The organism is Niastella caeni (genome assembly GCF_004834005.1).
Classification (GTDB): domain Bacteria; phylum Bacteroidota; class Bacteroidia; order Chitinophagales; family Chitinophagaceae; genus Niastella; species Niastella caeni.
Window position 1 is genome coordinate 185,682 of record NZ_STFF01000006.1, and the last position, 24,577, is coordinate 210,258.

The following is a 24,577-nucleotide window of genomic DNA, read 5'->3' on the forward strand; positions in this document are numbered from 1 at the left end:
TTGGACATTCAATATTCAATATTCGAACTTCCGTAAGCTAGGCGCTTTAAACCACATAATCGCTACAACGATCAGGGTCATGGCGCCGCCGAATACAACGGAAGGCACCAACCCCATTAATTTAGCCGCAACACCGCTCTCAAAATGACCGATCTCATTCGATGAGTTGATGAACATGGAGTTTACCGATGAAACCCGGCCGCGCATTTCATCAGGCGTTTTTAATTGCAGGATAGTGCCTCTGATCACCACACTGATACCATCCAAGGCACCGCTCAGCAATAAAGCAACAAATGAGATGAGGTAAATTTTAGAGAACCCGAATGCGATCATGCACAGGCCAAAACCGGCTACAACACAATAGAGTATCAACCCCTGCTTCTTACGCAATGGGAAAAAAGTAAGCGTCATAATAGCACTGATAGAACCAATATCAGCCGCTGCATTCAGCCAGCCAAAGCCAATGGCCCCCACGTGCAAAATATCACCCGCAAAGAAGGGGATCATGGCCACCGCGCCGCCAAACAATACGGCAAACATATCGAGCGTAATAGCCCCTAGTAATTCTTTTGTAGTAAAAACATATCGCAACCCTTCCTTTACACTTTCCCAGGTAGCCTGCCCCTTGTTGGTATGCACAATTGGTTTGCGTTCTATCTGGTACAGCGAAAAAGCGGCAATAGCTATGTAGATCATGATCAGGATAAAAGTGCCGGTATAGCCGTAATAGGCAATTAAAAAACCGGCAGAAGCGTGGCCTAATACAGAGGCCGACAACCAGGTGCTTGAACTCCAGGTAACAGCATTCGGTAATACAGTTTTGGGAACCAGTTGCGCCAATATAGAACTGGTTGCGGGCCCGGAAAATGCGCGGATAACACCCGTGCAAAAAATGACAAAGTAAATGCCGAACTGAACGAATTGCTTACCAAGTGTAAGCTCGGTATGTTGCAGCGTAATATACATTAACGTAGAAGCACACAAAAAATATAAAAAAAGGGTTTTGAACAGCAGCGTTCGTTTGTCGCTTTTGTCAACCACATGACCTGAATATAAAGCCAGTAAAATAGCGGGTATGGCTTCCGATAACCCGGTAAAAGCTACGGCCAGCGGATCTTTGGTGATCTCGTACATTTTCCATCCTACCACGGTGGCAATCATGCGCATGGCCATAATGAAAAAGAACCGTTGAATAATATACAGGCGAAATTCTTTTATCCGAACAGAAACAAAGGGGCTGGAAGGATTATTGGTACCGGGACCAGTTGACATTCTTAAAAATTTGATGATCAACAAACATATAAATGATCGCAAAAGTAAAGGTTATTGTTTATATGCCGCAGGCCGGGTGTAGAATGAAAAATTAAAATAATTTAATGAACCAAATCATTCCCGCACTTGTATAGGCAGTATTCCACATGTATAATTTGCTGGAAAGAAAAATAAAAGAGCGGCATAATCTATAGAAGCAGTAGAATAAATCTTTTCATTTTTTTGACAGGAAAGGAATTATAAAAGTGGTAATTTCAACATTCTGTTTAAATAATCAAAATGGCAAGCATTATAGACCTGGTAGGCAATACCCCGATGGTAGAGATCAAACAGCTCAATCCCAATCCGAATGTTACTATATATGCAAAGCTGGAAGGTAATAACCCGGGAGGTAGCGTAAAGGACCGGCCGGCACTTAACATGATCAAATCTGCGCTGGAACGGGGAGAAATAAAACCAGGATCAAAATTGATTGAAGCTACAAGTGGTAATACCGGTATTGCACTGGCGATGGTAGCACGGTTGTTTAATCTCGATATTGAACTGGTAATGCCTTCCACATCAACACGTGAAAGAACGCTTACGATGGAAGCATTCGGCGCCAAAGTAACGCTGCTGGAAAGCATTGAAAAGTGCCGTGATTATGCTGAAGAAAAAGCGGCTACCGGTGAATTTTTGATCTTGAACCAGTTTTCCAATCCCGATAATTACAAAGCCCACTATAAAACAACCGGCCCGGAAATATGGCATGATACCAACCAGACGATCACCCATTTTGTAAGCTCCATGGGCACCACCGGCACAATAATGGGCTGTTCTATGTTCTTCAAAGAAAAGAACCCTGCTATTCAAATTGTAGGCTGTCAGCCAACGGAAGAATCTTCAATACCCGGTATTCGCCGCTGGCCAAAAGAATACTTACCCAAGATCTTCGACCCCAGCCGGGTCGACCGCGTTATTGATGTTTCGCAACAGGAAGCTACCATTACAGCCCGGCAACTGGCTAAAGTGGAGGGCGTATTTGCCGGTATGAGCAGTGGCGGCGCCGCTTCTGCCGCTTTCAGGCTTGCAAAAGAACTTAATTCAGGGGTTATTGTGTTTATCGTGTGCGACCGGGGCGACAGGTACCTGAGCAGTGAGCTTTTTGGCTAAATGGCGCCAGGACTGGCTTTTCAGGCGCCCTCCGTGATAATTAGCAAGCTTTTTGTATATTTATCACAAGCCTGATTTAACCTATGCAAAAATTTAAGCCGTTACTCATTGAACTGATCTGGTTGGGTCTTATTTTGAACGCAACCGTATTGATAACCATATTCATTTTTGGTTGGACCTTCCTTAGCAACCATTTCGATATTCGCCTGCACGAAACGTACTTTACCATTTCTTCCTGGAAAATTGTATTACCGCTGTTTGTCTTTTTTGCTTTTTTTATTTTCCTGGTAAAAGAGATCCGGCATCAATTCAGTCGAAAAGCATCGAATATCATTATGCTCATCGCAGGATCGATCCTTATTCTGCTGATAGCCACCATCAATAAACAGGTCATCATTTCTGAAATGGTCTATTTTGGCGACGTTACGGTATATCCTCCTTTGTCTGCCATGAACGAAACACAAATGAAAAAGGCGATCAGTCCGGCCGTGCACGTAGTATCCAATTCACTCACCGTTATACAGTTTATTGTAACCCTGGGCTTGTTGTATGTTGCTTTTAAAATGGGGAGCAATAAGGCGCTTGCCATTACCAATGGTAGTAATGATAATAACAATACAACAAACAATGCTACAAACAATATAAGCAGGCCGCCCAAAGCGCAGGCGCCGCAGGTGAAGTCAGTTGAAAAAACAAATAAGTAGTTATTGAGTTCCTGAGTTATTCAGTTATTGAGTTTGTATTTAACTTAGAACTAAATAACTAATGAACTAATAAACTTATACTTCTGCCGTCGTAGGATCTATAATAGCACGTACCTGGCTTATTTTATTGGCGGGAAACCCTGATTCCTCTGCATGCTTTTTAACCGATGCTTCATCGGGCGCATTGTATACGCAATAAATTTTATTATCGGTAACATAACTGTGAACCCATTGTATCTGCGGGCCCATATTCATCAATACACCGCAGGATGTTTGTGCAGCTTCGTGTAACTGTTCCTGTGAAAGATTGCCGACGCCCGGCATTTCCCTTTCAATGACGAATTTTGGCATAGCAATTAATTTTACTTAAAGTTACTTGTATTAATTGCACGCTGCGTGAATTAAATTGTTCACCTAACAGAATTGTGATCCTGAACAAGTGTAGGCTCAAAAATATCCTTGTGCCTTGATTCCCAATTCTTTCAGTTCGTCTATCTTTTTCCGGTCGCCTACAATCCATACAATATCATCCCATTCAAAAACAGTGGTGGAATCAGGGTTCAGGATGCGTTGTCCATTGCGCTCAATGCCAACCACCACCCCATTGGTCCTTTCGCGAATGCCGGAGGCCCGGATGGTTTTACCACGCAGGGCATTATGGTTATCTACAATTAATTTGTTCAGCGTGATCTCTTCTTCCCCATTCTTCAGGGGCAGAGTGGCCGATTCTACCACCCTTCTGAATTCTTCCAGTTGCACATCGGTACCAATTACCGCAATTTTATCGAATGGAAATAATACATCCGTACGGGCCGGCGCCGTAATAGTGATGGACCCCCGCTCAATATAGGCGATGTTGATGCCGAAATTCTCCCGCCACGCCAGTTCCTGCAACGATTTACCAACAAGAGTTGATTCGGCCGGCATCGTAAAAAACGCCATATGCGCATCCCAGGGCGACAGATCATTATTAACCGATGGTTGGGTTTGCTCGCGTTGGTTCAGGTTCGATAAAAACCGCCTTTCAATACGAGCATAAAACGAATTCAGGCGTCTGGCAAAGACCAGCAACACAATCACGATCACCGGTAATATTGCTACCAAAGCGATCATGGTACTGAACAACTGGTTCACCATAAAACCAACCAGCGTAACAAACAATACGTTTCGCACTACTTCCAGCATTACCAGCGGGCCATGGTTATATTTTTTGTCGAGCCATAAATTGCGATAAGCCAGCGAGTGCAACCTGCGAATGGCCAATCCCCATAAAAAAGGGGCCGTTGCAAACAGGGTAATAGCAAAGGTTAATATGGCGGGCAACTGTTCACCACTAATATTTTCTTTTAAAACCGGTAATAAATAAGTAGCAAATAAAATTACTACCGCAATCACGATCACTGAATTGGTAGCCATCACCATCAAATAAGACCGTAATACAATTCGCCAGTCGCTTTCAGCCTGTATCGTTTGCGCGCCGGTACTATATTGGTTAATGGCCATTCTCCATTTCATGGGTAGTTTGGGGGCGAACCAATTGAAAAAAGGATCTGCCAACCTGATCATATACGGTGTGGTAAACGTAGTGATCACCGACACGCCTACAGCTATGGGGTATAAATAATCGCTGGTTACACGTAACGATAATCCCAGCGTAGCAATAATAAAAGAGAACTCTCCTATTTGCGCCAGGCTCATGCCCGACTGTATAGATTGCTTTAATGGCTGTCCTGATAGTAATGCGCCCAATGTCACATTCACTGTTTTTCCCAGGATCACCACACCGGAAACTATCAGCACCGGCCCTATATATTTGATAAGCAGTTCCGGTTCTATTAACAACCCCACCGATACAAAAAATATAGCACCGAACAAATTCTTTACCGGTTGTACCAGGTGTTCAATTTTTTCGGCTTGCGGCGTTTCCGCCAATATCGACCCCATTATAAAAGCGCCCAACGGTGCAGAAAAACCGGCATACGTAGCCAGCACTACCATCAACAAACAAAGCCCTAATGAAATAACGAGCATGGTTTCATCATTCATCAACTTTCGTCCCCATTTAAAAAAACCAGGTATTAAAAAAATGCCGGAGATAAACCAGAGACATAAAAAGAAAACGAGCTTCAAAACCGAATACAACATTTCAACACCGGCAAATTCGCGGCTTACTGCCAAAGTAGAAAGCAATACCATTAACAAAACGGCCACCAGGTCTTCAATGACAAGCACGCCTAATACCACCCCGGCAAATTTTCTGGTCTTTACACCCAGTTCATCAAAAGCACGGATAATGATCGTAGTGGATGAGATAGCAATGATACCTCCCAGGAAAATGCAATCCATCGTTGGCCATCCCATCAGTTTACCGGTCAAATAGCCTAACGCCACCATACATACGGTTTCAAAAATACCAGTGACGCCGGCCGTGCCGCCTATTTTCAGCAGCTTTTTAAAACTGAATTCAAGCCCGAGACTGAATAATAAAAATATCACCCCGATATCTGCCCATACTTTCACGCCTTCCAGGTCAGAGATGGTAGGCAGTAAGGAAAAGTTAGGACCAACCAATAAACCGGCCAGGATATACCCCAGCACAACCGGTTGTTTTAGTTTTTTAAACAATAAAGTGGTTACACCGGCAATGGCCAGTATCAATGCAAGATCTTGTATGAGCGTTGGCAAATGCGACATGCGTAGGCTGGGCGAGTTTGGTTAACGCAATGGCTAGTAGCTAGTGGTAAATGGCTAGTAGGGCTTTTATGCGTCACTCGCTAGCTTATTCCCGCCTTCTCCCACTCGCTACTTACTACTTGCTACTCGCTATTTTCCTATGTTCAATTATCTTCTTCCTTAATCCTAATCATTTATCAATTGCAAGCAACCTTTCCAATACAAAATATACCGCCGGGCAAAATGTGGAATTTTTCAGGGTAAGATGTGGTCGTTTCATGATCACATCTTCATCGGTATACGGAAACCGTTCGCAATCAGACGGGCGAACTTCATAAATACTGCAATAATTATCTGCTCCCAAAAACGCACACGGCGTTTGTTTAACTACGTAATCTCCTTCTTCATCCAAACGCAAATAAGTCTCTATAAATGCACTTTCCTTCATTTTAAGATGTTTACTGATGCGTTTTATATCGGGCGTTTTAAAACGGGGAGAGTAATTTTTACAACAGGCGGCGCATTGCAGGCAATCGATCTTTGAAAACGCTTCCTCATGTAAATCGGGTAATTTTTTCAACACTTTGGTCTTATCGGCGCGTTTCAACAAATGCTGGTACTGCTTCTGGTGCTCAGCACTTTTCTTTGCCCAGTTGCCATCCTCAATTCCTGCAACAGATTCATTATTATTGTTATGTGCTGCCATTAATATTATTCAAATTCGATTATTTTATTGATCTGGGGCTCCCACCCGGCCGCCCCTGTGGGGGAGGAGAATGACGTATTGATCCTTGAGCCTTTCGCATTAGGCTTTTGGCTTTCTGCGTGCAGTCTGAATTGGCTTTTCACTTACAGCTTGCAGCTTGAAGCCTTTCTTTTCCCCCTGCAAGTTAACCCATCCGTAAGTAACATACATGGTTTGGTTTTTGATTTTTAATTAATTCCTATGCGTGCATTGTACGATCAGATAGTATTGCTTTTGTCAACGCCGCTGTATATCATGGTTATCGGGGCCGAGCTCCTGATCAGTCATCTCGACGGGGTGAAAGCTTATTCATGGAAAGATACGTTTCACAATTTCTTCCTGAGTATGATAACAGGTTTAAGCGACCTGGTCATGCGGGGCGTAAGTTTGATCGTACTTACCTTTTTCTTCAGATATAGTTTCATCTCCTGGTCGCACTCAATTGCTTATTGGGTAATATTGTTCCTGCTTACAGATATGATGCACTACTGGCTTCACCGGCTGGGACATTATTGCCGTTTATTCTGGGCGGTGCACGTAAACCATCATACTTCTACCCATTTTAATTTCAGCGTAGGTTTTCGTACCGGCATGCTGGAGCCTTTTTACAGTTTTCTATTTTTCATTCCTATTGCGTTGGCGGGGTTCCGGCCCGTTGATATTTTCTTTGTATATTCTGTTTGCCAGGTGTGGGCCATTTTAACGCACACCGAAAAAGTAAAGAAGCTGGGCTGGCTGGAATATATTTTTATCACCCCTTCTCATCATCGCGTACATCACGCAAGCAACCCCAAATACCTTGATAAAAACATGGGAACCGTGCTTATTATCTGGGATAAACTCTTCGGAACTTTCCAGCAGGAATTACCACCGCAACATTATGAACCTATTCGTTATGGTATTACACGCCCGTTGGAAAAGGATACCCTACCAGTCATCATTTTCCATGAATGGGCAGCCATTTTAAAAGATCTGCGGCGGAAGGAGCTCAGCTTCAAACAAAAATTAATGTACCTCTTCGGCCCGCCAGGATGGAGTCATGATGGGCGTAGTATGACGAGCGAAGAAATGAGAAAACAGGAAGAAGATCCAGCCATTAAACCATCAAGTCCCTGAACCAACTAAGATCACGACATAATCTGATCACCAGGCTATGATATATCAGGGACAAATTTTACTTTTGCCCCGCTCTACATGAATTCGCTACGTGAACAAATATTAATACTTACCGGTACGCCTGTTTACGCGATCATCATCGGGTTGGAATTGGTATTAAGTAATTACCATCATCGAAAATCGTATTCCTGGAAAGATACCGCTGCCAATGTATACCTGATGTTGCTCAATGCAGCCCTCGACCTGCTATTTCGTGGGGCATACCTGGTAATACTTGATTACTGTTACCGCCATCATATCTTCTCATTCAGCCATGTGGTGGTATATTGGGTAATGTTGCTGTTGCTGGAAGATTGTATGTATTACTGGTTGCACCGGTTCGATCATGAGGTGCGCTTTTTCTGGGCTGTACACGTAACCCATCATTCATCGGAATATTTTAATTTTACGGTTGGCTTCCGGTCCTCGGTTTTTCAACCTTTTTACCGCTTCCTGTATTTTATTCCGCTGGCATTAATGGGCTTCAAACCATTGGATATTCTGTTCATTTACGCTGCCACGCAGATCTGGGGCGTTTTTGTTCATACCAAACTGATCAATAAAATGGGTTGGCTGGAATTTTTCCTGGTAACCCCCTCGCATCACCGGGTGCATCATGCGTCCAATGCCAAATACCTCGATAAGAACATGGGCATGTTCCTGATCATCTGGGACAAGATGTTTGGTACTTTTCAACCTGAACTTACAGAAGAAGAATACCAGCCCATCCGGTTCGGGTTAACAAAACCTATTGAAAAGGAAACGCCGCTTACTATCGTTTTTCATGAGTGGAACCAGATGTGGAAGGACGTATCGCGCAAAGACATTGGCATTAAAGAAAAATGGCATTATCTCTTCGGTCCCCCGGGTTGGAGCCATGACGGCAGCCGCCTGACCAGCGAAGAAATGCGGGCGGAAGAAGAAGGCCAGTTGGGTACGGAGTTAGGAGAGCTGCAAGCTGCAAGCCGCAAGCTGTAAGCCGTAAGCTGTAAGCCGCAAGCTACACGCTGCAAGCTGTAAGCCGCAAGCTACACGCTGCAAGCCGAAAGCAGAAAGCAGAAGGCACAAAGCCCTGGCAACGGGGAACCGGTAACTGGCAACTGCATTATTGCCAATTTTTTATAGCTTATTGCCTTTCAACTTCCTGGTTCTTGTTTTCTGGTTCTTGGGATTTTCTCTCCCAGGCTATTAAACAACTGATTTTCAGTACCATCTATGCCCCATTAATAACGAATAGACACTTAACCATTATCTCATTAGCACATTAGCAAATTATCATATTCCGTCTTATCCCCATACAATTCACCGCCTGCAGCAAACAGGCGTTAGTCTGCCGGTTTAATATTAACTTTGCGGCCTTATTCATAAATAAGTATAGTTCAGGAAACAATAAACTACAAACATAAACGGGATTATGAATCTTTTTGAACAACAGAATACAGAATTCATCCGTCGCCACATTGGACCCACTGAATCCGAAACCCGCCAGATGCTGAAAGCCATCGGCGAAACAAGCCTGGATTCGTTGATCGATAAAACAGTGCCGGCCGGTATCCGCATGAACGGGTCATTGAACATCCCCCCTTCTATCAGTGAGCACGAGTACCTGCAACTGATCAAAGACATTTCTCTAAAAAATAAAGTATACAAAACCTATATTGGCCAGGGGTATTACGACACCATTACGCCCAGCGTTATTTTGCGCAACGTGTTTGAAAATCCGGGCTGGTATACCCAATACACGCCTTACCAGGCCGAGATCTCACAAGGCCGGTTGGAAAGCCTGCTCAACTTTCAAACCATGGTAAGCGACCTCACTGCATTACCGATCACCAACGCTTCCCTGCTCGATGAAGCAACTGCCGCCGCCGAAGCCATGACCATGTTCTTTAACACGCTGAATAAAGACCATGAGCATATTACCCGGCCAAAATTCTTTGTCGACAATGATACCTTCCCCCAAACAAAAGATGTGCTGGTAACCCGGGGCATACCGGTTGGTATTGAAGTAGTGTTTGGCGATTACCGCACCATCGAGATCGATCAGCAGTTTTTCGGTGCATTGGTACAGTATCCAAACGACAAAGGCGCCATTGAAGACTATCGCGACTTTATCAATAAAATGCACCAGGCAGGCGCGCATGTAGCCATGGCTACCGACCTGCTGGCCCTTACCCTGTTGACCCCGCCGGGCGAACTGGGTGCTGATGTGGCCTTTGGTTCCGCCCAGCGCTTTGGCGTTCCTTTAGGCTTTGGTGGCCCGCACGCCGCCTTCTTTTCAGCTAAAGACGAATTTAAACGCAATATTCCGGGTCGCATCATCGGGGTGAGCATAGATGCCCAGGGCAACCGGGCGCTGCGCATGGCCCTGCAAACCCGCGAACAGCATATCAAACGCGAAAAAGCTACCAGCAATATTTGTACGGCACAGGCCCTGCTGGCTAATATGGCCGCCATGTATGCCGTTTATCACGGTCCCGATGGTTTGAAGAACATCGCCAAACGGGTAACTGTTTTAACGAATGCACTGGCCGAAGAATTGGAGTCGGAAGGTTTTGAACTGTTGCACAAGAATTTCTTCGATACTATTGTATTCAAAGCGCCGAACACTGACACCATTCGCCAAAAAGCAGAAGCCGCACAGATCAATTTCCGCTATTACGGCAATAACCTGGTAGGTATTTCATTAGATGAAACGGCTACCCTCAGCGATGTGTTGGATATTTTACTGCTGCTCGATCAACCGAATGACAATAATGTAGCAGGTTTTGGCGTAAGCGAAGATGCCGTATTGTACAATATTCCAAATGCATTAACGCGCACCAGCCATTTCTTAACGCACCCGGTATTTAATACGCACCGCAGCGAAACAGAAATGATGCGATATATTAAAATGCTGGAGAATAAAGACCTGTCGCTGAATACTTCTATGATCTCACTGGGCAGTTGCACCATGAAGCTGAATGCCGCCAGTGAAATGATCCCGTTAAGCTGGCAGCACTGGAGCAAAATACATCCCTTTGCACCGGAAGATCAAACGCAGGGCTATAAACAAATTACCGATGAACTGGGCCAGTATTTATGCGACATTACCGCCTTTGACGCCTGCAGCCTGCAACCAAACAGCGGCGCACAGGGCGAATACGCCGGCTTGCTGGTCATTCGCGAATACCATGCCAGCCGTGGCGAAGCGCATCGTAATGTAATGCTCATTCCTATTTCAGCACATGGCACCAACCCGGCCAGTGCGGTAATGGCAGGAATGAAAGTGGTAGTGGTTAAAGCACTGGAAAACGGTTATATAGATGTGGAAGACCTGAAAGCAAAGGCTGAACAATACAGCAAGAACCTGTCGGGCATTATGATCACCTACCCAAGCACCTATGGTGTTTATGAAGAAACGGTAAAAGAGATTACGCATATCATTCACCAGCACGGTGGGCAGGTTTACATGGACGGCGCCAACATGAACGCACAGGTAGGCTTAACCGCTCCTGGTTTAATTGGCGCAGATGTTTGTCACCTGAACCTGCATAAGACATTTGCCATTCCGCACGGTGGCGGCGGTCCCGGCATGGGCCCTATCTGCGTAAAAGAGCATTTGGCCAAATTCTTACCAGGCAAATTGAGTATTGACCATATCAGGATCGAAAGCAGCCGGGGCCGCGACAAAACAACCAGCGTTACCACGCTCAATTCTGTAAGCGCCGCTCCATACGGCAGTGCTTCTATCCTGCTTATCAGTTACGCCTATATCAGAATGCTGGGCGCCGAAGGCGTTCGCAAAGCCAGTGAATATGCCATTCTGAATGCGAATTACATGCGCGCCCGCCTGGAAGGACAATACGAGATCCTGTACACCAACCATAATGGCGAATGCGCCCATGAATTTATAGTTGACCTGCGTCCATTTAAGAAGAGTGCTGAAATTGAAGCAGAAGATGTTGCCAAACGCTTAATGGATTATGGTTTCCACGCGCCTACCATGAGCTTCCCGGTACCGGGCACTATCATGATAGAACCAACAGAAAGCGAAGACAAAGCTGAGCTCGATCGCTTCTGCGATGCCTTGTTAAGCATCCGCGAAGAGATCCGTGCTATTGAAGAAGGAAAGGCCGATAAAAAAGACAATGCGTTGAAACATGCGCCGCATACGCAACATGTTGTTATCAGTTCGCAATGGGCCCACGCCTATACCCGCGAACAGGCTGCCTTCCCGCTGGAATACATACGTGAAAATAAATTCTGGCCCAGTGTGGCAAGAGTGAATAACACCTACGGTGATAGAAATTTGATCTGCACCTGCGAACCAGTGAGTTCGTATGTGGAAGCAGAAGCATAAAATATAATAAGCTGTAAGCTGTAAGCTGCAAGCTCTAAGTGCAAGCAAATACGCTTTTAAGAATAAAAAAGGATCGCGTTGCGATCCTTTTTTGCTTGTAGCTTGCAGCTTAGAACTTACAGCTTCTAATCGTTCTGCGCCTGGTCTAACGCACTGCGCAGGTCTTTAATATCGACGATAGCCCATTTGCCATCTTCCTGCTTCTCTATCCAATACCTTAAGCGACCAACAGTTGGTAACCCAATAGTAATGCTTCCTTCATCATTGGCAATTTTTTGATGATCTACTGTCGATTTTTCAATACGTTTCAGGTCTTCTTCGCAATCTTTCGATAACATCACAAAATCGAAGTCAAGCCCGGTAACAGGCGCCTCTGTTTGTGGTGTCTTTTTCAATTTTTCGCTCACCATGTTAAAATACGCGCGCCACCGGTCTATATATTTATCAGAAACAAATCCACTTTTCTTTAATTCATTTAAATAGCGTTCGGTGCCCGCTGTATTTACAACATAATACTTTGCTGAATCAGGATTCGTTGAATGAGTAACGATCTCAATTTTTTTAAGTTCTTGGATGTGTGCGCGATACCATCTTAAAAAGTTGAGAATAGAAGCAGCAGGTTGTTTGTTGAATGCATCATCTGAAGGGGGTACAGCTTCAACAGCAAAAGTGTTTCCAATGTTCGACATTTTGTTTTTATCAGCCGATGAGCAGGCGGCCAATACAAGCAATAGGCAAATGACAAGTTGTGTTTGGAGTCTCATATGGAATGGGGGTTTTAGGATATAGAATATGTGAATATAATATTCAAAAAAATAAAATGCAACCAACTGTTAGCTTTTATTTTAGTATGCAACACCCGCATTTTTTATGATTAAAATCATAAAACGCTCTATTAAAGCAGTTTATAGCACTATATTTTTGATCAACTGTTAGATTATCATTACATTAGTAGTTACCTCATCTTATTGATCCAGCCCATCCACTCTACCAAAACGCATCCTTTCCCGCATTTTATAACCCATAAAACAATTGCTTTATGAGAAAAATCCTTTTGGGAACTATTTGCATTATGCTATTGGCAGCATGTAAAAACGAATCAGAAAAAGACTCTAAAACGGCCATAGCCGCTGAATCAACCCAAACACGCCCACCTGTAGAGTTTGCCGATCAGAAATATATTGACATGGGTAAGAAGGCACTGGAACAATTTGAAAGTGGCGATATCGATACCTGGGCCAGCCGGTTTGCAGATAATGCCATCTTCCGGTGGTCTTCGGGCGACAGCCTGGCTGGTAAAGAAGCTATTGCCAAATACTGGAAAGAACGTAGAATGAATGTGATCGATTCCCTCCGTTTCTCCAACGAGATCTGGTTGCCGGTTTCCGTTAACCAGCCGCAGGGACCAGAAGCCAAAGGCGTTTGGCTGTTGAACTGGTACCAGGTGAACGTAACTTTTAAAAACAAACAGAAGCTACAGTTCTGGACCCATATAGATATACACTATAACAATGAGAACCTGGTAGATGAAATGATACAATATATTGACAGGGCGCCTATCAATGCAGCAATAGGAAAGAAGTAAGAAGTATGAGGAATGAGGTAAGAAGAACCTGAACTTCAAGCATTGAATTCTTCCTACATCTTACTTCCAACTTCTTTCTTCATGAACCATTGGCCGAAGCCTCTGAAAGAAACAAAATCTCCATGGGCATCGGCCAATTTTGTTACGATCTCCCATTCCCCTTCGAACCGGTCATTAACAAACTGACCTGAATAACAAATTTCCTGGGAGGGCAATTTTGGCAGAAAACGTTGTCCGTCTTTTTCGTGTTGCCAGTAATGCGGATACCGTTTTACAAAACTGATCGTATTGTCGAGCAGAGAACCTTCAATAGTAGCAGGCTGTTGAAAATGATCAGTTGCTTCAGCATCTGTGCATTCCCCTTTTATTAACCCATTAACAATTGTTATATCCAATTCAAAAGTGACCCTTTTGCCTTTTACTGGTTCATCATACTCATCTCCATAGGTATACTCTCCTACCCATTTACCACAATATTGGTTATCGTTCATATAAACTCAAATTATTATTAATTTGATAGACTATAAAAGTAGCCATTAAGCAGCACTAAGTAAAGAATTTAACGCTAATATACAACCCTTCTTAATAGTCACATTTATAGTACGTTAAGTTGCATTTCGTTATTGAAACGTTATCAGTATTTTTTCATTTTATACCTAGCGTACTTTTTGTAGTCATATGATTGAACTTAAAAATGAGTAAAATGAAAACGATAACATTAATAATAATCTGCGCATTGGGCCTAACCTTCCATGCATCAGCCCAAAAGGTGGTACGCGCTGTGCCACGTTATTACCCAAGAACACATGTTTCCGTTGGCGTTGGATTTGGCGCCTGGGGGCCTTATTATCCTTATTACTACAATCCGTGGTATGCTTACCCTCCGGGTTATGCATTCAGGACAAGGCCTACCAAACTTGATATGCAAATAGAAGATATCCGGCTCGATTATAAAGACAAGATTTGGTCGGCTCGTCATGACGAAAGCATTTCACGTAAAGAAAGAAGACAAAAAGTACATGACCTGAAACATGAACGTGATAACGAGATCCTGCAAGCGAAGAGGAATTATTATAAGAGGCGGTAATACAGCTTTGTGACATGGTTGGTTAATTGAACCTTTGTGGTCATAGGTTTACGAAGAAAAAATTTAGAGATTCGGAATTTAGAGATTTTGGGATTTGTTTAGAAGGCAAAAACTAAATGAAATCTCAAAATCTCTAAATCTCAAAATCAGAAATCCTAAATAGCAGGATCCGGCAATATCTTCGGCTCCATGATCGCGCGGGTATCTACCGGCGTTATATTTAACCTGCTGCACCATTGCGTAAAACTATCATAAATCCCTTTGAGCACATCTTTTTGCGCCGGCGTAAGCTCCTGCACATAGGCCCTACTGATAGTACGTACCGGTAAACCGCGCAATTGCAGGAAATATTTAGCGCTCATAGGATAAGCCTGGTGAATAAGCGGATCAACCCGGGTAAGTTCCGACTGCAACCATTTTACATCTTCCTGCTTACCGGGATCATTCGCATTGTTACACATCCACACCAATGCTTCAGGATAAAAATTACCGCTTATAGAAGACATACCCCTTGCGCCCATTTGCAAGCTGTACATGGCATTAGGTGTATGTGCATCAAAAAAGTCGAAGCCCGGTACGTTGGCAATCTGCAGTTTCTCCTTCACTTTGTCCGGTTCAATGCTGGTGTCCTTATGGTATTTCAACCGGCCTGTTGAAAGCAGTGTTTTAAACACATCGGCTGATAAAATTCGTTTATACGGCGCCGGGCACTCATAGGTACCCATGGGAATATTTGGCGTTAATGAAAACATTTTGTCGAACCGCTTCAGCAATACATCATCCCCATCATCCACATTCGCAAAGTGCCCGGTAATTAATACCACGGCATCGATCCCCGTATCATATATTTTTTTACTGAACTCGGCTTTATCTTCAATGGTAAGCCCAAATGAACCGGTGGCAACAACCGGCACCCGGCCATTTACATACCTCACTATATGAGCAGTCAATTCAAGCCGCTCATCTTCACTGATGCTATACATTTCACTGCTAAGGCAGTTGGCAAAAAAACCACGTACTCCGGCTGCCAGGTAAAAATCGATCAACCGTTCTACCATATCAAAATCAATCTTTGCCTTCAGGTTAAACGGCGTGATCATTACCGGAACAAATCTTTTTTCCATCCCGTTTATTTTGATTGTTGTTTCTAAAATACAGGCTTTACGCCCTCTAAAATTAAAAAGTAAATATTGTATTACAGAAAGTTGTCGAATTAAAATCCGTTATTTAATATTCCTTGTCAGACTATTGAAAATGAAGATATAATGTTTCCACTGAAGGATCATCCTGATCACACCTGACGGTTATCGGCCTGCCTGCCAAAGCCCTGGCGCAGGCGGGCTAAAAACTTGCCTGTTAAAAATATGGTTAAGGTGCCTATGACGATGGTCATATTTGCGTGCAAATTGGTGCGTAGCCAGGCGTAATCGTCTGGCAACTGACGCGAAAAGGTTAGCCAGATGATCACCAGCACCCCGACGATCACGGCTATAACGGCTTCGATATTTTTGGCCTTGCGGGCCAGTAATCCTAATAAAAACAATCCTAAAATACCACCTGAAAATATGCCTGCCAGTTTCCACCAGGCATCCAGCAAACTTTTAACGCCAATCATCCCAATGCCAAAACTAATAGCCAGTACGCCCATTACCGCCGTGGCCACATACAATACGCGCATTTGGGCTTTGGGTGAGGCTTCTTTATTAAAGTAACGCAGGTAAATATCTTTCAGAAAAACGGTGGCCGAACTGTTCATGCCACTGCTCATGGTGCTCATGGCAGCCGATAAAATAGCAGCAATGATCAAACCCAGCAGCCCGCGTGGCACTTCATTCCGCATAAAATAGGGCAATACACGGTCGCCATAATCGGCAGGCGTTAGGTCGGTGAAAGCAATATTTTTTTCAGCCGCTACCTGTTGCTGCAATGGCAGAATCAGGTCAGGATGCTGATGATAATAGGCGAATAAAGCAGTACCGATAAAAAAGAACAACATGCTTACCGGCACATAAAACAATACGCACATCCAGATGCTTCTGCTGGCATCGCGGCTATTGCGCGCCGTATGGTATCGTTGAATATAATTCTGATCGATACCGAAATTATTAAGGTTGATAAAAAAACCGTACAAAAAGATCACCCAGAAGGTTGACATTGAAAACCCCGACAGATTAAAACTTCCCAAACTGAATTTATCGTTGACTTTCCCGGTTTCAATTATATAATTAAAGCCGCCATTCAGGCGGGAAACGATCAGGTAAAGGATCAGCAAGGCGCCTAACGTTTTAATGATGGCCTGCACCACTTCCGTCCAGATAACCGCTTTCATTCCACCCATCATGGTGTAAATAATAATGCAAATGCCCGTGGTGATCATGATAGCCGGCATGGAATAACCGGTGAGGGCTTTCAACGTTAAAGCGATTGAATAAAAAATGGTTCCCATGCGCGCCAGTTGTATCAGCACAAAACAGATCATGGCATAGGTACGCGCCCAGGGCCCGAACCGTTCTTCCAGATGGGTATAGGCGCTGATGGCCTCACTGTTACGATAAAATGGAACAAAGAACCGGGAAGCAATAAAAGCAGCAAAAGGCATCGATAAACTAAATACAAAAGAATTCCAGTTAGCGCCAAACGATTTACCAGGATCGCCCAGGAAAGTGATTGCACTTAAAAAAGTTGCATAAAACGACATGCCCAATGCCCAACCTGGAATGGCGCCAGAGGCTACGGTATATTGATCGGACCCTTTATTCTTTCCACTCAACAACACCCCCACGGCTATCATGGCGGCAAAATATATGGCTATAATTGTTAAATCGACAGTTGGTAAATGATTCATGTTTCAAGCAATCTATCCCTTGAAGTAAATGTATGGATAAATGGCCAATAGGCAATAAGCAGTTGGCAGTTACCAGGTACCAGGTACCGGGCTCAAACTTATTGCTGCCTGATTAAAGGGAAGCGTTCTGCATTAGGGACCCGGTAACCAGTAACCGGAAACTGGTAAGAATTAAGCGCCAACGTTGGCGTACAAGTGAATATTTGGCATGCTGATTTTTATGCCCGCTTTAATAAAAGATTGACAGATATTAATGATGTAGATGAACGTTATAAATGGAAGTCGCACCATATTCAGGTAGGAATAGCGGTACGGATAATGTGAAAATGAGTTCGCCTTTGTATTGCATTTCCATTTGCACATTTTCGAATTTGCACATTTGCTAATTAAAACTAGTTGCCAGGCAAAGGTGGGTCGGTCGTGCTAAAGGTGACGCCCACCCTTTGCACTGGCGTAGAGTACGGATTGTAAATGGGAAATTAGTCCCGGTTAAACCGGGAGGAAATGTGCAAATGAGTTCACCTTTGTATTGCATTTCCATTTGCATATTTTCGAATTTGCACATTTGCTAATTAGTATTTTACTAATTAACCAGGCATCCGTTGGTAAGAACAACATCGCTCAAATAGCCTGAGCAAACACCTTTAATGGTGATCTTATCTCCCAGCTTTAACGGCCTGGTGGTTGACTCTGTCGTATTTAATGAACAGGATATGCCCACCATCGGGTCACCGGTGTTCAGGATCACTACCCTGCCTTCATGGGGAATGGTTTTAACTACAAGTACATGTCCGCTAACCTGCAGTACTTTATTTAAATAGGCCTGGTTAGCCTGAAGCTGATCGGAAGTGAATTTTGCATATAGCTCGGTTGCAGTGACCGGGATACCGGCTTCTGAAACCACGTTTCGTGGCGGCTTGTTGTGGGAATAAATTAAAAATCCGGCGAGCGTGGCTACAAAGGCGCATCCCAGGGTGAATAACATCCTCATAAGGCGAATTTTACGGTTACAAATAGGCCCTACGGTTCATAGTTACGGGGGGATTACATTACTTAGGAAAATTACGTTTGTCGATGGCCGGGAAAGCCATTGTGAAGTGGATAAGGTATATATCTTACTGAACATATAAACGCTGTTCCGCACACGGCACGTTTATGTAGTATTTAATTAAAAGCATATTAAAAAATCCAAAAATGGTGCCTGTTTTGGGTGAAGTGGATCCATGTGTAGATATAGCTGTGCATATCAAGTAGTAATACATTATGGTTGGGGATAAGTCGGCAGGTTGACGAGTTGACAAGTTAATTGGTAACAAGGTGATAAGAAGGGGAGAAGTATGATGTAAGACATTTCAGACTGACGTTCGCTGCGCCTTACGACTGCCCTGGCTTGCAGAGGTTTCCCCATTGACCATTCACCAAAAAAAATAACTACAAACCTGTAAGCCGGATTCTGTATCCCGATCTACGATCGGGAGGCTATCATTTATCTGGTCCAGCCATTGCTGACTGGATCGTTCTGCCTACCCACCCAACGTTCCTCCCCGCAATACTGCGGGAAGAATCGGACGAGCCGCCCTTCAACGCTGGTATACATGGCATTTCAGCATGCAAGGTTTACCCGCCTTACCGGTCGCCCGGCAAAGCCGTGGGCTCTTACCCCACGTTTTCATCTTTACCCTCCGAAGCCCTGGCGAAGGAGGCCTTGCCATACTCGGACGAATCCCGACCATAGGTCGGGACGAAGGCAGTAATTTTCTGTGGCACTGTCTGTTCCTCCCGACAAGTCGGGAAGACCCGGCTATTCACCGGTACATTGCCCTATGCTGTCCGGACTTTCCTCCACCCCTGAATCGGGAAGGCGATAGCCCGGTTTGTAGTTACATACAAAGGTAAGTTTTATGGCTTGATTGGCCTGATGGCTATGAAATCCGCCGTTTAAAACCCAGATTGCTTATTGTAAGCAAGCTCAATGGGCGGCAACCCAACCATCGAACAATTGAACCATCGACCCATCTAATTAGTATTGAAAATAGATCTCCGTTGCCCCGTACCCGTACGCCGGATGATAGCGATTGGTAAAACGCTTAACCCCTTTTCGCACCTTGAGCAGCTCATGTATTTCATCTCGCAGCTTGCCCGTTCCCACGCCATGAATAACGATAAACCAGGGAAGACGATGCGCCTGGGCGAGATCGAAATATTTTTCGAAGGTTTTTAATTGGATCGCCAATATTTCCAGGTTGCTTAACGACTCCCAATCGGGCGTAAGCTTTTCAATATGCAGGTCGATCTCCGATTTTGCCGGTTCCAGGTTCTGCCGCACTTTGCTGGCGTCGTAAATTTTAAAACCGGCCTTAGCCAGGTTACCCAGATCAAGCACCGGCTTATCTTCATACGGCCTGGCCGGATACGTATCAAACAATTTATAAGAAATCGTAGCCTCTCCTTTCTTGCGCATCTCTTGAATACGTGTGAACACCTGTTTGGGTTTTAACTTAAGGGAGGCTTCATAATATTCGGCTTTATGCTTATCGGGCGTAAGCAACGAAAATTCAAAACCAAAGACCGGACTATCATTCAGGTTTTCGAACGGCACATCATGCAGGTATATATCCTCAAAGGCATGTATTTGCAGGTTCACCAGCTCAAAGTCTGTTTCACCCAAATAATTCAACTTGTAAGTGAACTTGTAGCCTATATCGGTCCTGTTTACCAGGTGCACTTTTAACTCAGTTACGATGTCATCGCCAAATTCATCGCTAACCGAAAGGGGAATGAACGTGATCCAAACCCCGTCTATCACCCGCTGCGTTATCTTCTTCTTTTCGCGGGGCACATCATCGATGAACTTTTTTTCCTTTTTTGGCGGGAATAATTTCTTCTCCGTAAAGCGCTTGAAGTACGGAAAATCCAACTGATCAACATAGGCGGGAAACTTCACGCCACGCACTTCCACCATCACCATTTTGTCGTTAATGATGTCTATTACTTCTCCTTCCTCATTCGTTTGATTCACCACAACCTTATCGCCAACCTCAAATTTCATGGGTAATTGTTTGATTGCTAAATCGAAGCATATTAGTGCTTCTTTTCTTTATAAGCTGCAAAGGTACGGGGGATAATGGAAGTAGGAATTGTGAAAAGCTATAAATGTTGAATATTAAATACCCCCCAGCAGCTTTGGAAACAAGGGGCTGCCCCTGCTTCGGGCCAGGGTCGTATTTGCGTCGTATTAGATTAACCTATGTCCCGTATATATTTCCTACATGTCTCGTATATGTCTCGTATATATCCCGATCCTTTAATATGAACGAAATATCTACGGCACACCATTGAGATAATTACCTGACTAATATGGTAAACAGGTGATCCAGATACGACCCAAAAGCGACCCAAAAGACGAGACATTACAGGTGTTTTCCAGAGGCCTCCCTCGTCATATTCGCCCTTGCCTTCGCCTCGTACAGATCGCGGAAGAGTTGGGTTTGAAATATAAATTCAGCCTGTAAACAGTGTTGAAGAAATTGCTTCCGGCCGGGGTAGTATAATTTATCGGGGTAGATGCGGTATTCGCGGCGTACCTGGCGGGTATATTCGGCATACGCCTCCCAATCGGCGCCGAGGATCGACATATCAAAATCGAGGAACAACTGCAGGTCTGCCGGGTTTTGTACGGTACCGGTAACCGTATGTGTTTGGGTAGCTTCTATGAATATTTTCACCTGCGCCGTTTTTTCGGGCGGAATACCTAATGCCTGCAGGCGCTTTACCGCGAGCTGGGCGCTGCGGGGCTCATTGTCTTTCCGCAGCACATTGTAAATAATGTCATGATAAAAAATGGCAAACGCAACAACATCCTGGTCTTGTAATTGACCGGCATAGGTTTCGCACATCTGCAGTAATGCTTGTATATGGTGCAGGTTGTGATAATGGCGCCGTGAGGAAGTATACTTCTTTTCAATTTCCTAGTAGAACCGGTTGATCAATGCTGCGTCGTTGCTATATTTTCCGGTTAGCGTATCCCATTCCTGTCGCAAATTATCAGGCATTGGCCAGTTTGCTTTTTCTATAGCCATAGAAGATATAAATAACCAGGCCCAATGCCAACCAGCCTAAGAACCAGGCCCAGTTGCTTTTTGTCATGCCGGTTAGCAGGTATAAACAGGAGATTACCCCCATGAGTGGGATAAGGGAATATTTTTTAACGAAAGCCAGTAAAGCCAGTACAATAGCCGACAACCAGAAAACAATGAGTGATATTTTAGGTGTGGCGAGGTCCATAAAGCTTACCTTGTTTTCAACAAAATCAGCATTAGCAGAAAAATCATAATTGAACATTTCTGCAAAATAACCCGGCGCCCAGCGGATCAATACGATCAATGAAACAAGTACCAACAAAGGGAAAATAAACTGTGCATTGATATACGGCATATTGAAACGGCCGGCCACTTTTTCTTTCCGGGGTAATAATAGCACCCCACCACATACCAGTACAAACGCAAACAAGGTGGCAATACTGGTGAAGTCGAGTACAAACGATTTGTCGGTAAATAAAATGGGAATACCAACAACCAATCCGGTTACTATTGTAGAAAAAGAAGGGGTTTTAAATTTCTTATGAATGGTTTGGAATACAGATGGTAATAATCCGTCGCGGCTCATGCTCATCCAAATGCGGGGTTGTCCCATTTGAAAAACCAGCAACACACTCGTCATGGCTATTACCGCGCAAACAGATACCAGCAATTGCATCCAGCCTACATTCTTTACTTCAAAGATCTTGGCGAGCGGATCGCCTACATTTTCAAACTGTTTGTAATTAATTACACCGGTCAATACCAGTGCCAGTAATATGTAGATCACTGTGCAGATCACTAATGACCAGGTCATTCCTTTAGGCAGATCGCGCTGGGGATTTTTGCTTTCTTCGGCCAGCACGCTCACTGCATCAAAACCAATATAAGCAAAGAATACGCTTGAGACCGCAGCCATTACCCCACCAAAACCATTTGGCATAAATGATTTTGTTCCTGCATCATTTACCGGCAACCAGTTAGCGGGATCGATATAATAAGCGCCTACAATGATCACCAGCGCCACAACCGCCAGTTTCAGGATCACCATGGCATTGCTGAAATTCTTCGATTCTTTTATTCCAATATACACCAGCGTAGTGATCAACAGATTGATGATAAGCGCCGGCAGATCAAAAATAACTTTCAGCGACCCCAACATGGGTGGATTATTCCAGGCATTCAACAATTCTGCATTGGCCTGGTTCTTTACAAACTCAATTTGTTCAATAGAAGTTTGCGAGGCATACTTAAGAAATGTTTTTTTAGCTTCTGCGTAACTACAGGTGAGGTAATCGGGAACATGTATATTCACCTTATGTAAAAAAGAGGTAAAATAATCGCTCCAGGAAAAAGCCACATAAATATTCCCGATGGAGTATTCCATGATGAGCGCCCAGCCAATGATCCACGCAAACAATTCGCCGAATGAGGCATAAGCATAGGTGTAAGCGCTTCCGGCTACCGGAATACGGCTGGCAAATTCTGAATAACAAAAAGCGGTAAATGCACAGGCAATACCGCAAATTATAAATAATATCACTACACCCGGGCCGCCTTTAAAACAGGCCTCCCCCAGGCTACTGAAACTTCCTGCTCCCAAAATAGCGGCAATACCGAAAAAGGTAAGATCGCGTACATTCAACACCCGTTTTAACCCGGTTCCCCCATGCCCATCGTCGCTTCCTTCTTTTAATATAGACTCAATCTTTTTTGTGCGGAACAAAGAATTTGGCATGTTAGCAGTAAGTTTTAAGCGGGGAAATTACTGAAAATAATGTTGAATATTGAATGTTGAATATTGAATGTCGAAGTAAAAACCTGTTCCTTTTTAATTAAATATTAATCATATTTATATATTCAATTGTATTCCTTCAAAATTCGACATTGGAAATTCAATATTCAATATTTCTAGTGTTCCCTTTGAACCAGGAAATGTGCTAACTCCCGCAGCGGTTCCTTTCTAACCGACACCACCGCCATTTCTTCCAGGTGTTCAAATGCTTCGGTTATATATTTTTCTTTGAGGCCGGCAGCCCATTTTTTAACCCCGCACTCATCAAAGATCGATAATACCCTGGCTACTTTGTCCTCAGGATTCTCCTGCATCAGCCGCTTTAATTCTTTTAACTGGCCGGGGTTGGCCGACTCCATCGCCTTGATCATTAAAAAGGTTTTCTTATTGGCCATGATATCGCCACCAGGCTGTTTCCCGAACTTTACCGGATCGCCATAAGCATCCAGGTAATCGTCCTGGATCTGAAACGCAATGCCCAGATTACGGCCAAATGCGTAGATATGGTTTTGGTTGTTTATTCCGGCCCCGCCTAAAATAGCGCCTAACCGCAGGCTGGATGCCAGCAATACCGAGGTCTTCAATTCTATCATCCTAATGTAATCATCTAGCTGAACCACTTCCTGCTTTTCAAAATCCATGTCCAGTTGCTGGCCTTCACATACTTCTTTGGCGGTGCGGTTGAAGAGCGTAATAACCTTATGCAGGTAATCGGTGCTTATTTTGTTGAGGTAATCATACGCAACTATAAGCATAACATCGCCCGACAGCAAAGCGGTTGACTCACCATACTTCGCATGTACGGTAGGCTGGTTGCGGCGCAAAGGCGCCTTATCCATAATATCATCGTGTATGAGCGTGAAGTTGTGAAACAGTTCAATGGCAGCGGCTACCGGCCAGGTATCCTTGTTTATATCATCGAACAATTCATTCCCCATCAAACACATTACCGGCCGCACCCGTTTGCCACCCAGGCTTAAGAAATATTCATCAGCATCGTATAATGTAGCGGGTTCTGTTGGAAAGTGTCGAACATTGAAATATTGTGCAAACTGTACTGATAGTTCTTCGAAAGTATGCATATGTTTTTAGATAGTGGAATACGGTAGATATTTTGAGATTTCGGGATTTTGAGATTTTGAGATT

The 24,577-nt window shown here is 44.0% G+C and carries 20 protein-coding genes and 1 other RNA gene; 7 read left to right on the forward strand and 14 right to left on the reverse strand.

The window, feature by feature from the left end:
• Positions 1–15: 15 nt before the first annotated feature.
• On the reverse strand, positions 16–1,272 hold the full coding sequence (locus FAM09_RS21240) for an MFS transporter (protein WP_136579160.1): 1,257 nt from the start codon (positions 1,270–1,272) through the stop codon (positions 16–18).
• A gap of 279 nt (positions 1,273–1,551) precedes the next feature.
• On the opposite strand from FAM09_RS21240, the gene cysM reads away from it, so the two are divergent.
• Together cysM and FAM09_RS21250 are read left to right on the forward strand one after the other, a co-directional pair.
• Complete coding sequence (gene cysM / locus FAM09_RS21245; protein WP_136579161.1) at positions 1,552–2,424, forward strand: cysteine synthase CysM; 873 nt, start codon at positions 1,552–1,554, stop codon at positions 2,422–2,424.
• Between the two features lie 83 nt (positions 2,425–2,507).
• Entirely contained in the window at positions 2,508–3,128 is a 621-nt protein-coding gene (locus FAM09_RS21250; RefSeq protein ID WP_136579162.1) for a hypothetical protein, read from the forward strand.
• 75 nt (positions 3,129–3,203) lie between these two features.
• Here the strand turns inward: FAM09_RS21250 and FAM09_RS21255 are convergent, their stop codons facing one another.
• The 3 genes from FAM09_RS21255 to FAM09_RS21265 all read right to left on the reverse strand — a co-directional run bounded on the left by FAM09_RS21255 (position 3,204) and on the right by FAM09_RS21265 (position 6,507).
• On the reverse strand, positions 3,204–3,479 hold the full coding sequence (locus FAM09_RS21255; protein WP_136579163.1) for a DUF4242 domain-containing protein: 276 nt from the start codon (positions 3,477–3,479) through the stop codon (positions 3,204–3,206).
• Between the two features lie 96 nt (positions 3,480–3,575).
• A complete protein-coding gene (locus tag FAM09_RS21260) occupies positions 3,576–5,822 on the reverse strand; it encodes a cation:proton antiporter domain-containing protein (protein ID WP_136579164.1) in 2,247 nt (748 codons plus the stop codon).
• A gap of 169 nt (positions 5,823–5,991) precedes the next feature.
• A complete protein-coding gene (locus FAM09_RS21265) occupies positions 5,992–6,507 on the reverse strand; it encodes a YkgJ family cysteine cluster protein (RefSeq protein WP_136579165.1) in 516 nt (171 codons plus the stop codon).
• A gap of 240 nt (positions 6,508–6,747) precedes the next feature.
• On the opposite strand from FAM09_RS21265, the gene FAM09_RS21270 reads away from it, so the two are divergent.
• From FAM09_RS21270 to gcvP, 3 genes are all read left to right on the forward strand, one after another.
• Entirely contained in the window at positions 6,748–7,662 is a 915-nt protein-coding gene (locus FAM09_RS21270; protein ID WP_136579166.1) for a sterol desaturase family protein, read from the forward strand.
• Positions 7,663–7,740: 78 nt separating this feature from the next.
• Entirely contained in the window at positions 7,741–8,679 is a 939-nt protein-coding gene (locus tag FAM09_RS21275) for a sterol desaturase family protein (RefSeq protein ID WP_136579167.1), read from the forward strand.
• A 436-nt stretch (positions 8,680–9,115) separates the two neighbouring features.
• The gene (gene gcvP / locus FAM09_RS21280; RefSeq protein ID WP_136579168.1) at positions 9,116–12,043 is read left to right on the forward strand and encodes an aminomethyl-transferring glycine dehydrogenase; all 2,928 of its coding nucleotides are present in this window, start codon (positions 9,116–9,118) and stop codon (positions 12,041–12,043) included.
• Positions 12,044–12,168: 125 nt separating this feature from the next.
• Here the strand turns inward: gcvP and FAM09_RS21285 are convergent, their stop codons facing one another.
• Positions 12,169–12,807 (reverse strand): hypothetical protein, encoded by a 639-nt coding sequence (locus tag FAM09_RS21285; RefSeq protein ID WP_136579169.1) that lies wholly within the window; start codon positions 12,805–12,807, stop codon positions 12,169–12,171.
• A gap of 275 nt (positions 12,808–13,082) precedes the next feature.
• Between FAM09_RS21285 and FAM09_RS21290 the strand changes: the two genes are divergently transcribed.
• Positions 13,083–13,628, forward strand: a complete 546-nt coding sequence (locus tag FAM09_RS21290) for a Cif family virulence factor (RefSeq protein ID WP_136579170.1) — start codon at positions 13,083–13,085, stop codon at positions 13,626–13,628.
• A 53-nt stretch (positions 13,629–13,681) separates the two neighbouring features.
• On the opposite strand, the gene FAM09_RS21295 is transcribed toward FAM09_RS21290, so the two are convergent.
• Positions 13,682–14,119 carry a hypothetical protein gene (locus tag FAM09_RS21295; RefSeq protein ID WP_136579171.1) on the reverse strand — a complete coding sequence of 146 codons (438 nt, stop codon included), beginning with the start codon at positions 14,117–14,119 and terminating at the stop codon, positions 13,682–13,684.
• A gap of 212 nt (positions 14,120–14,331) precedes the next feature.
• On the opposite strand from FAM09_RS21295, the gene FAM09_RS21300 reads away from it, so the two are divergent.
• The gene (locus FAM09_RS21300; protein WP_136579172.1) at positions 14,332–14,715 is read left to right on the forward strand and encodes a hypothetical protein; all 384 of its coding nucleotides are present in this window, start codon (positions 14,332–14,334) and stop codon (positions 14,713–14,715) included.
• A 155-nt stretch (positions 14,716–14,870) separates the two neighbouring features.
• Here the strand turns inward: FAM09_RS21300 and FAM09_RS21305 are convergent, their stop codons facing one another.
• The 8 genes from FAM09_RS21305 to FAM09_RS21340 form a co-directional block, all read right to left on the reverse strand.
• Positions 14,871–15,839, reverse strand: a complete 969-nt coding sequence (locus FAM09_RS21305; RefSeq protein ID WP_136579173.1) for a dihydrodipicolinate synthase family protein — start codon at positions 15,837–15,839, stop codon at positions 14,871–14,873.
• A gap of 167 nt (positions 15,840–16,006) precedes the next feature.
• Complete coding sequence (locus FAM09_RS21310; protein ID WP_136579174.1) at positions 16,007–17,560, reverse strand: sodium:solute symporter; 1,554 nt, start codon at positions 17,558–17,560, stop codon at positions 16,007–16,009.
• A 583-nt stretch (positions 17,561–18,143) separates the two neighbouring features.
• A complete protein-coding gene (locus tag FAM09_RS21315; RefSeq protein WP_136579175.1) occupies positions 18,144–18,551 on the reverse strand; it encodes an OB-fold protein in 408 nt (135 codons plus the stop codon).
• Positions 18,552–18,986: 435 nt separating this feature from the next.
• Positions 18,987–19,441: RNase P RNA component class A (gene rnpB / locus FAM09_RS21320), an RNA gene on the reverse strand.
• A gap of 139 nt (positions 19,442–19,580) precedes the next feature.
• Positions 19,581–20,609, reverse strand: a complete 1,029-nt coding sequence (locus FAM09_RS21325; RefSeq protein WP_136579176.1) for a Smr/MutS family protein — start codon at positions 20,607–20,609, stop codon at positions 19,581–19,583.
• A gap of 361 nt (positions 20,610–20,970) precedes the next feature.
• A complete protein-coding gene (locus FAM09_RS21330) occupies positions 20,971–21,456 on the reverse strand; it encodes an HD domain-containing protein (protein ID WP_136579177.1) in 486 nt (161 codons plus the stop codon).
• A gap of 148 nt (positions 21,457–21,604) precedes the next feature.
• On the reverse strand, positions 21,605–23,374 hold the full coding sequence (locus FAM09_RS21335) for an APC family permease (protein WP_136579178.1): 1,770 nt from the start codon (positions 23,372–23,374) through the stop codon (positions 21,605–21,607).
• A gap of 173 nt (positions 23,375–23,547) precedes the next feature.
• Positions 23,548–24,513 (reverse strand): polyprenyl synthetase family protein, encoded by a 966-nt coding sequence (locus tag FAM09_RS21340; protein ID WP_136579179.1) that lies wholly within the window; start codon positions 24,511–24,513, stop codon positions 23,548–23,550.
• Positions 24,514–24,577: the final 64 nt, after the last annotated feature.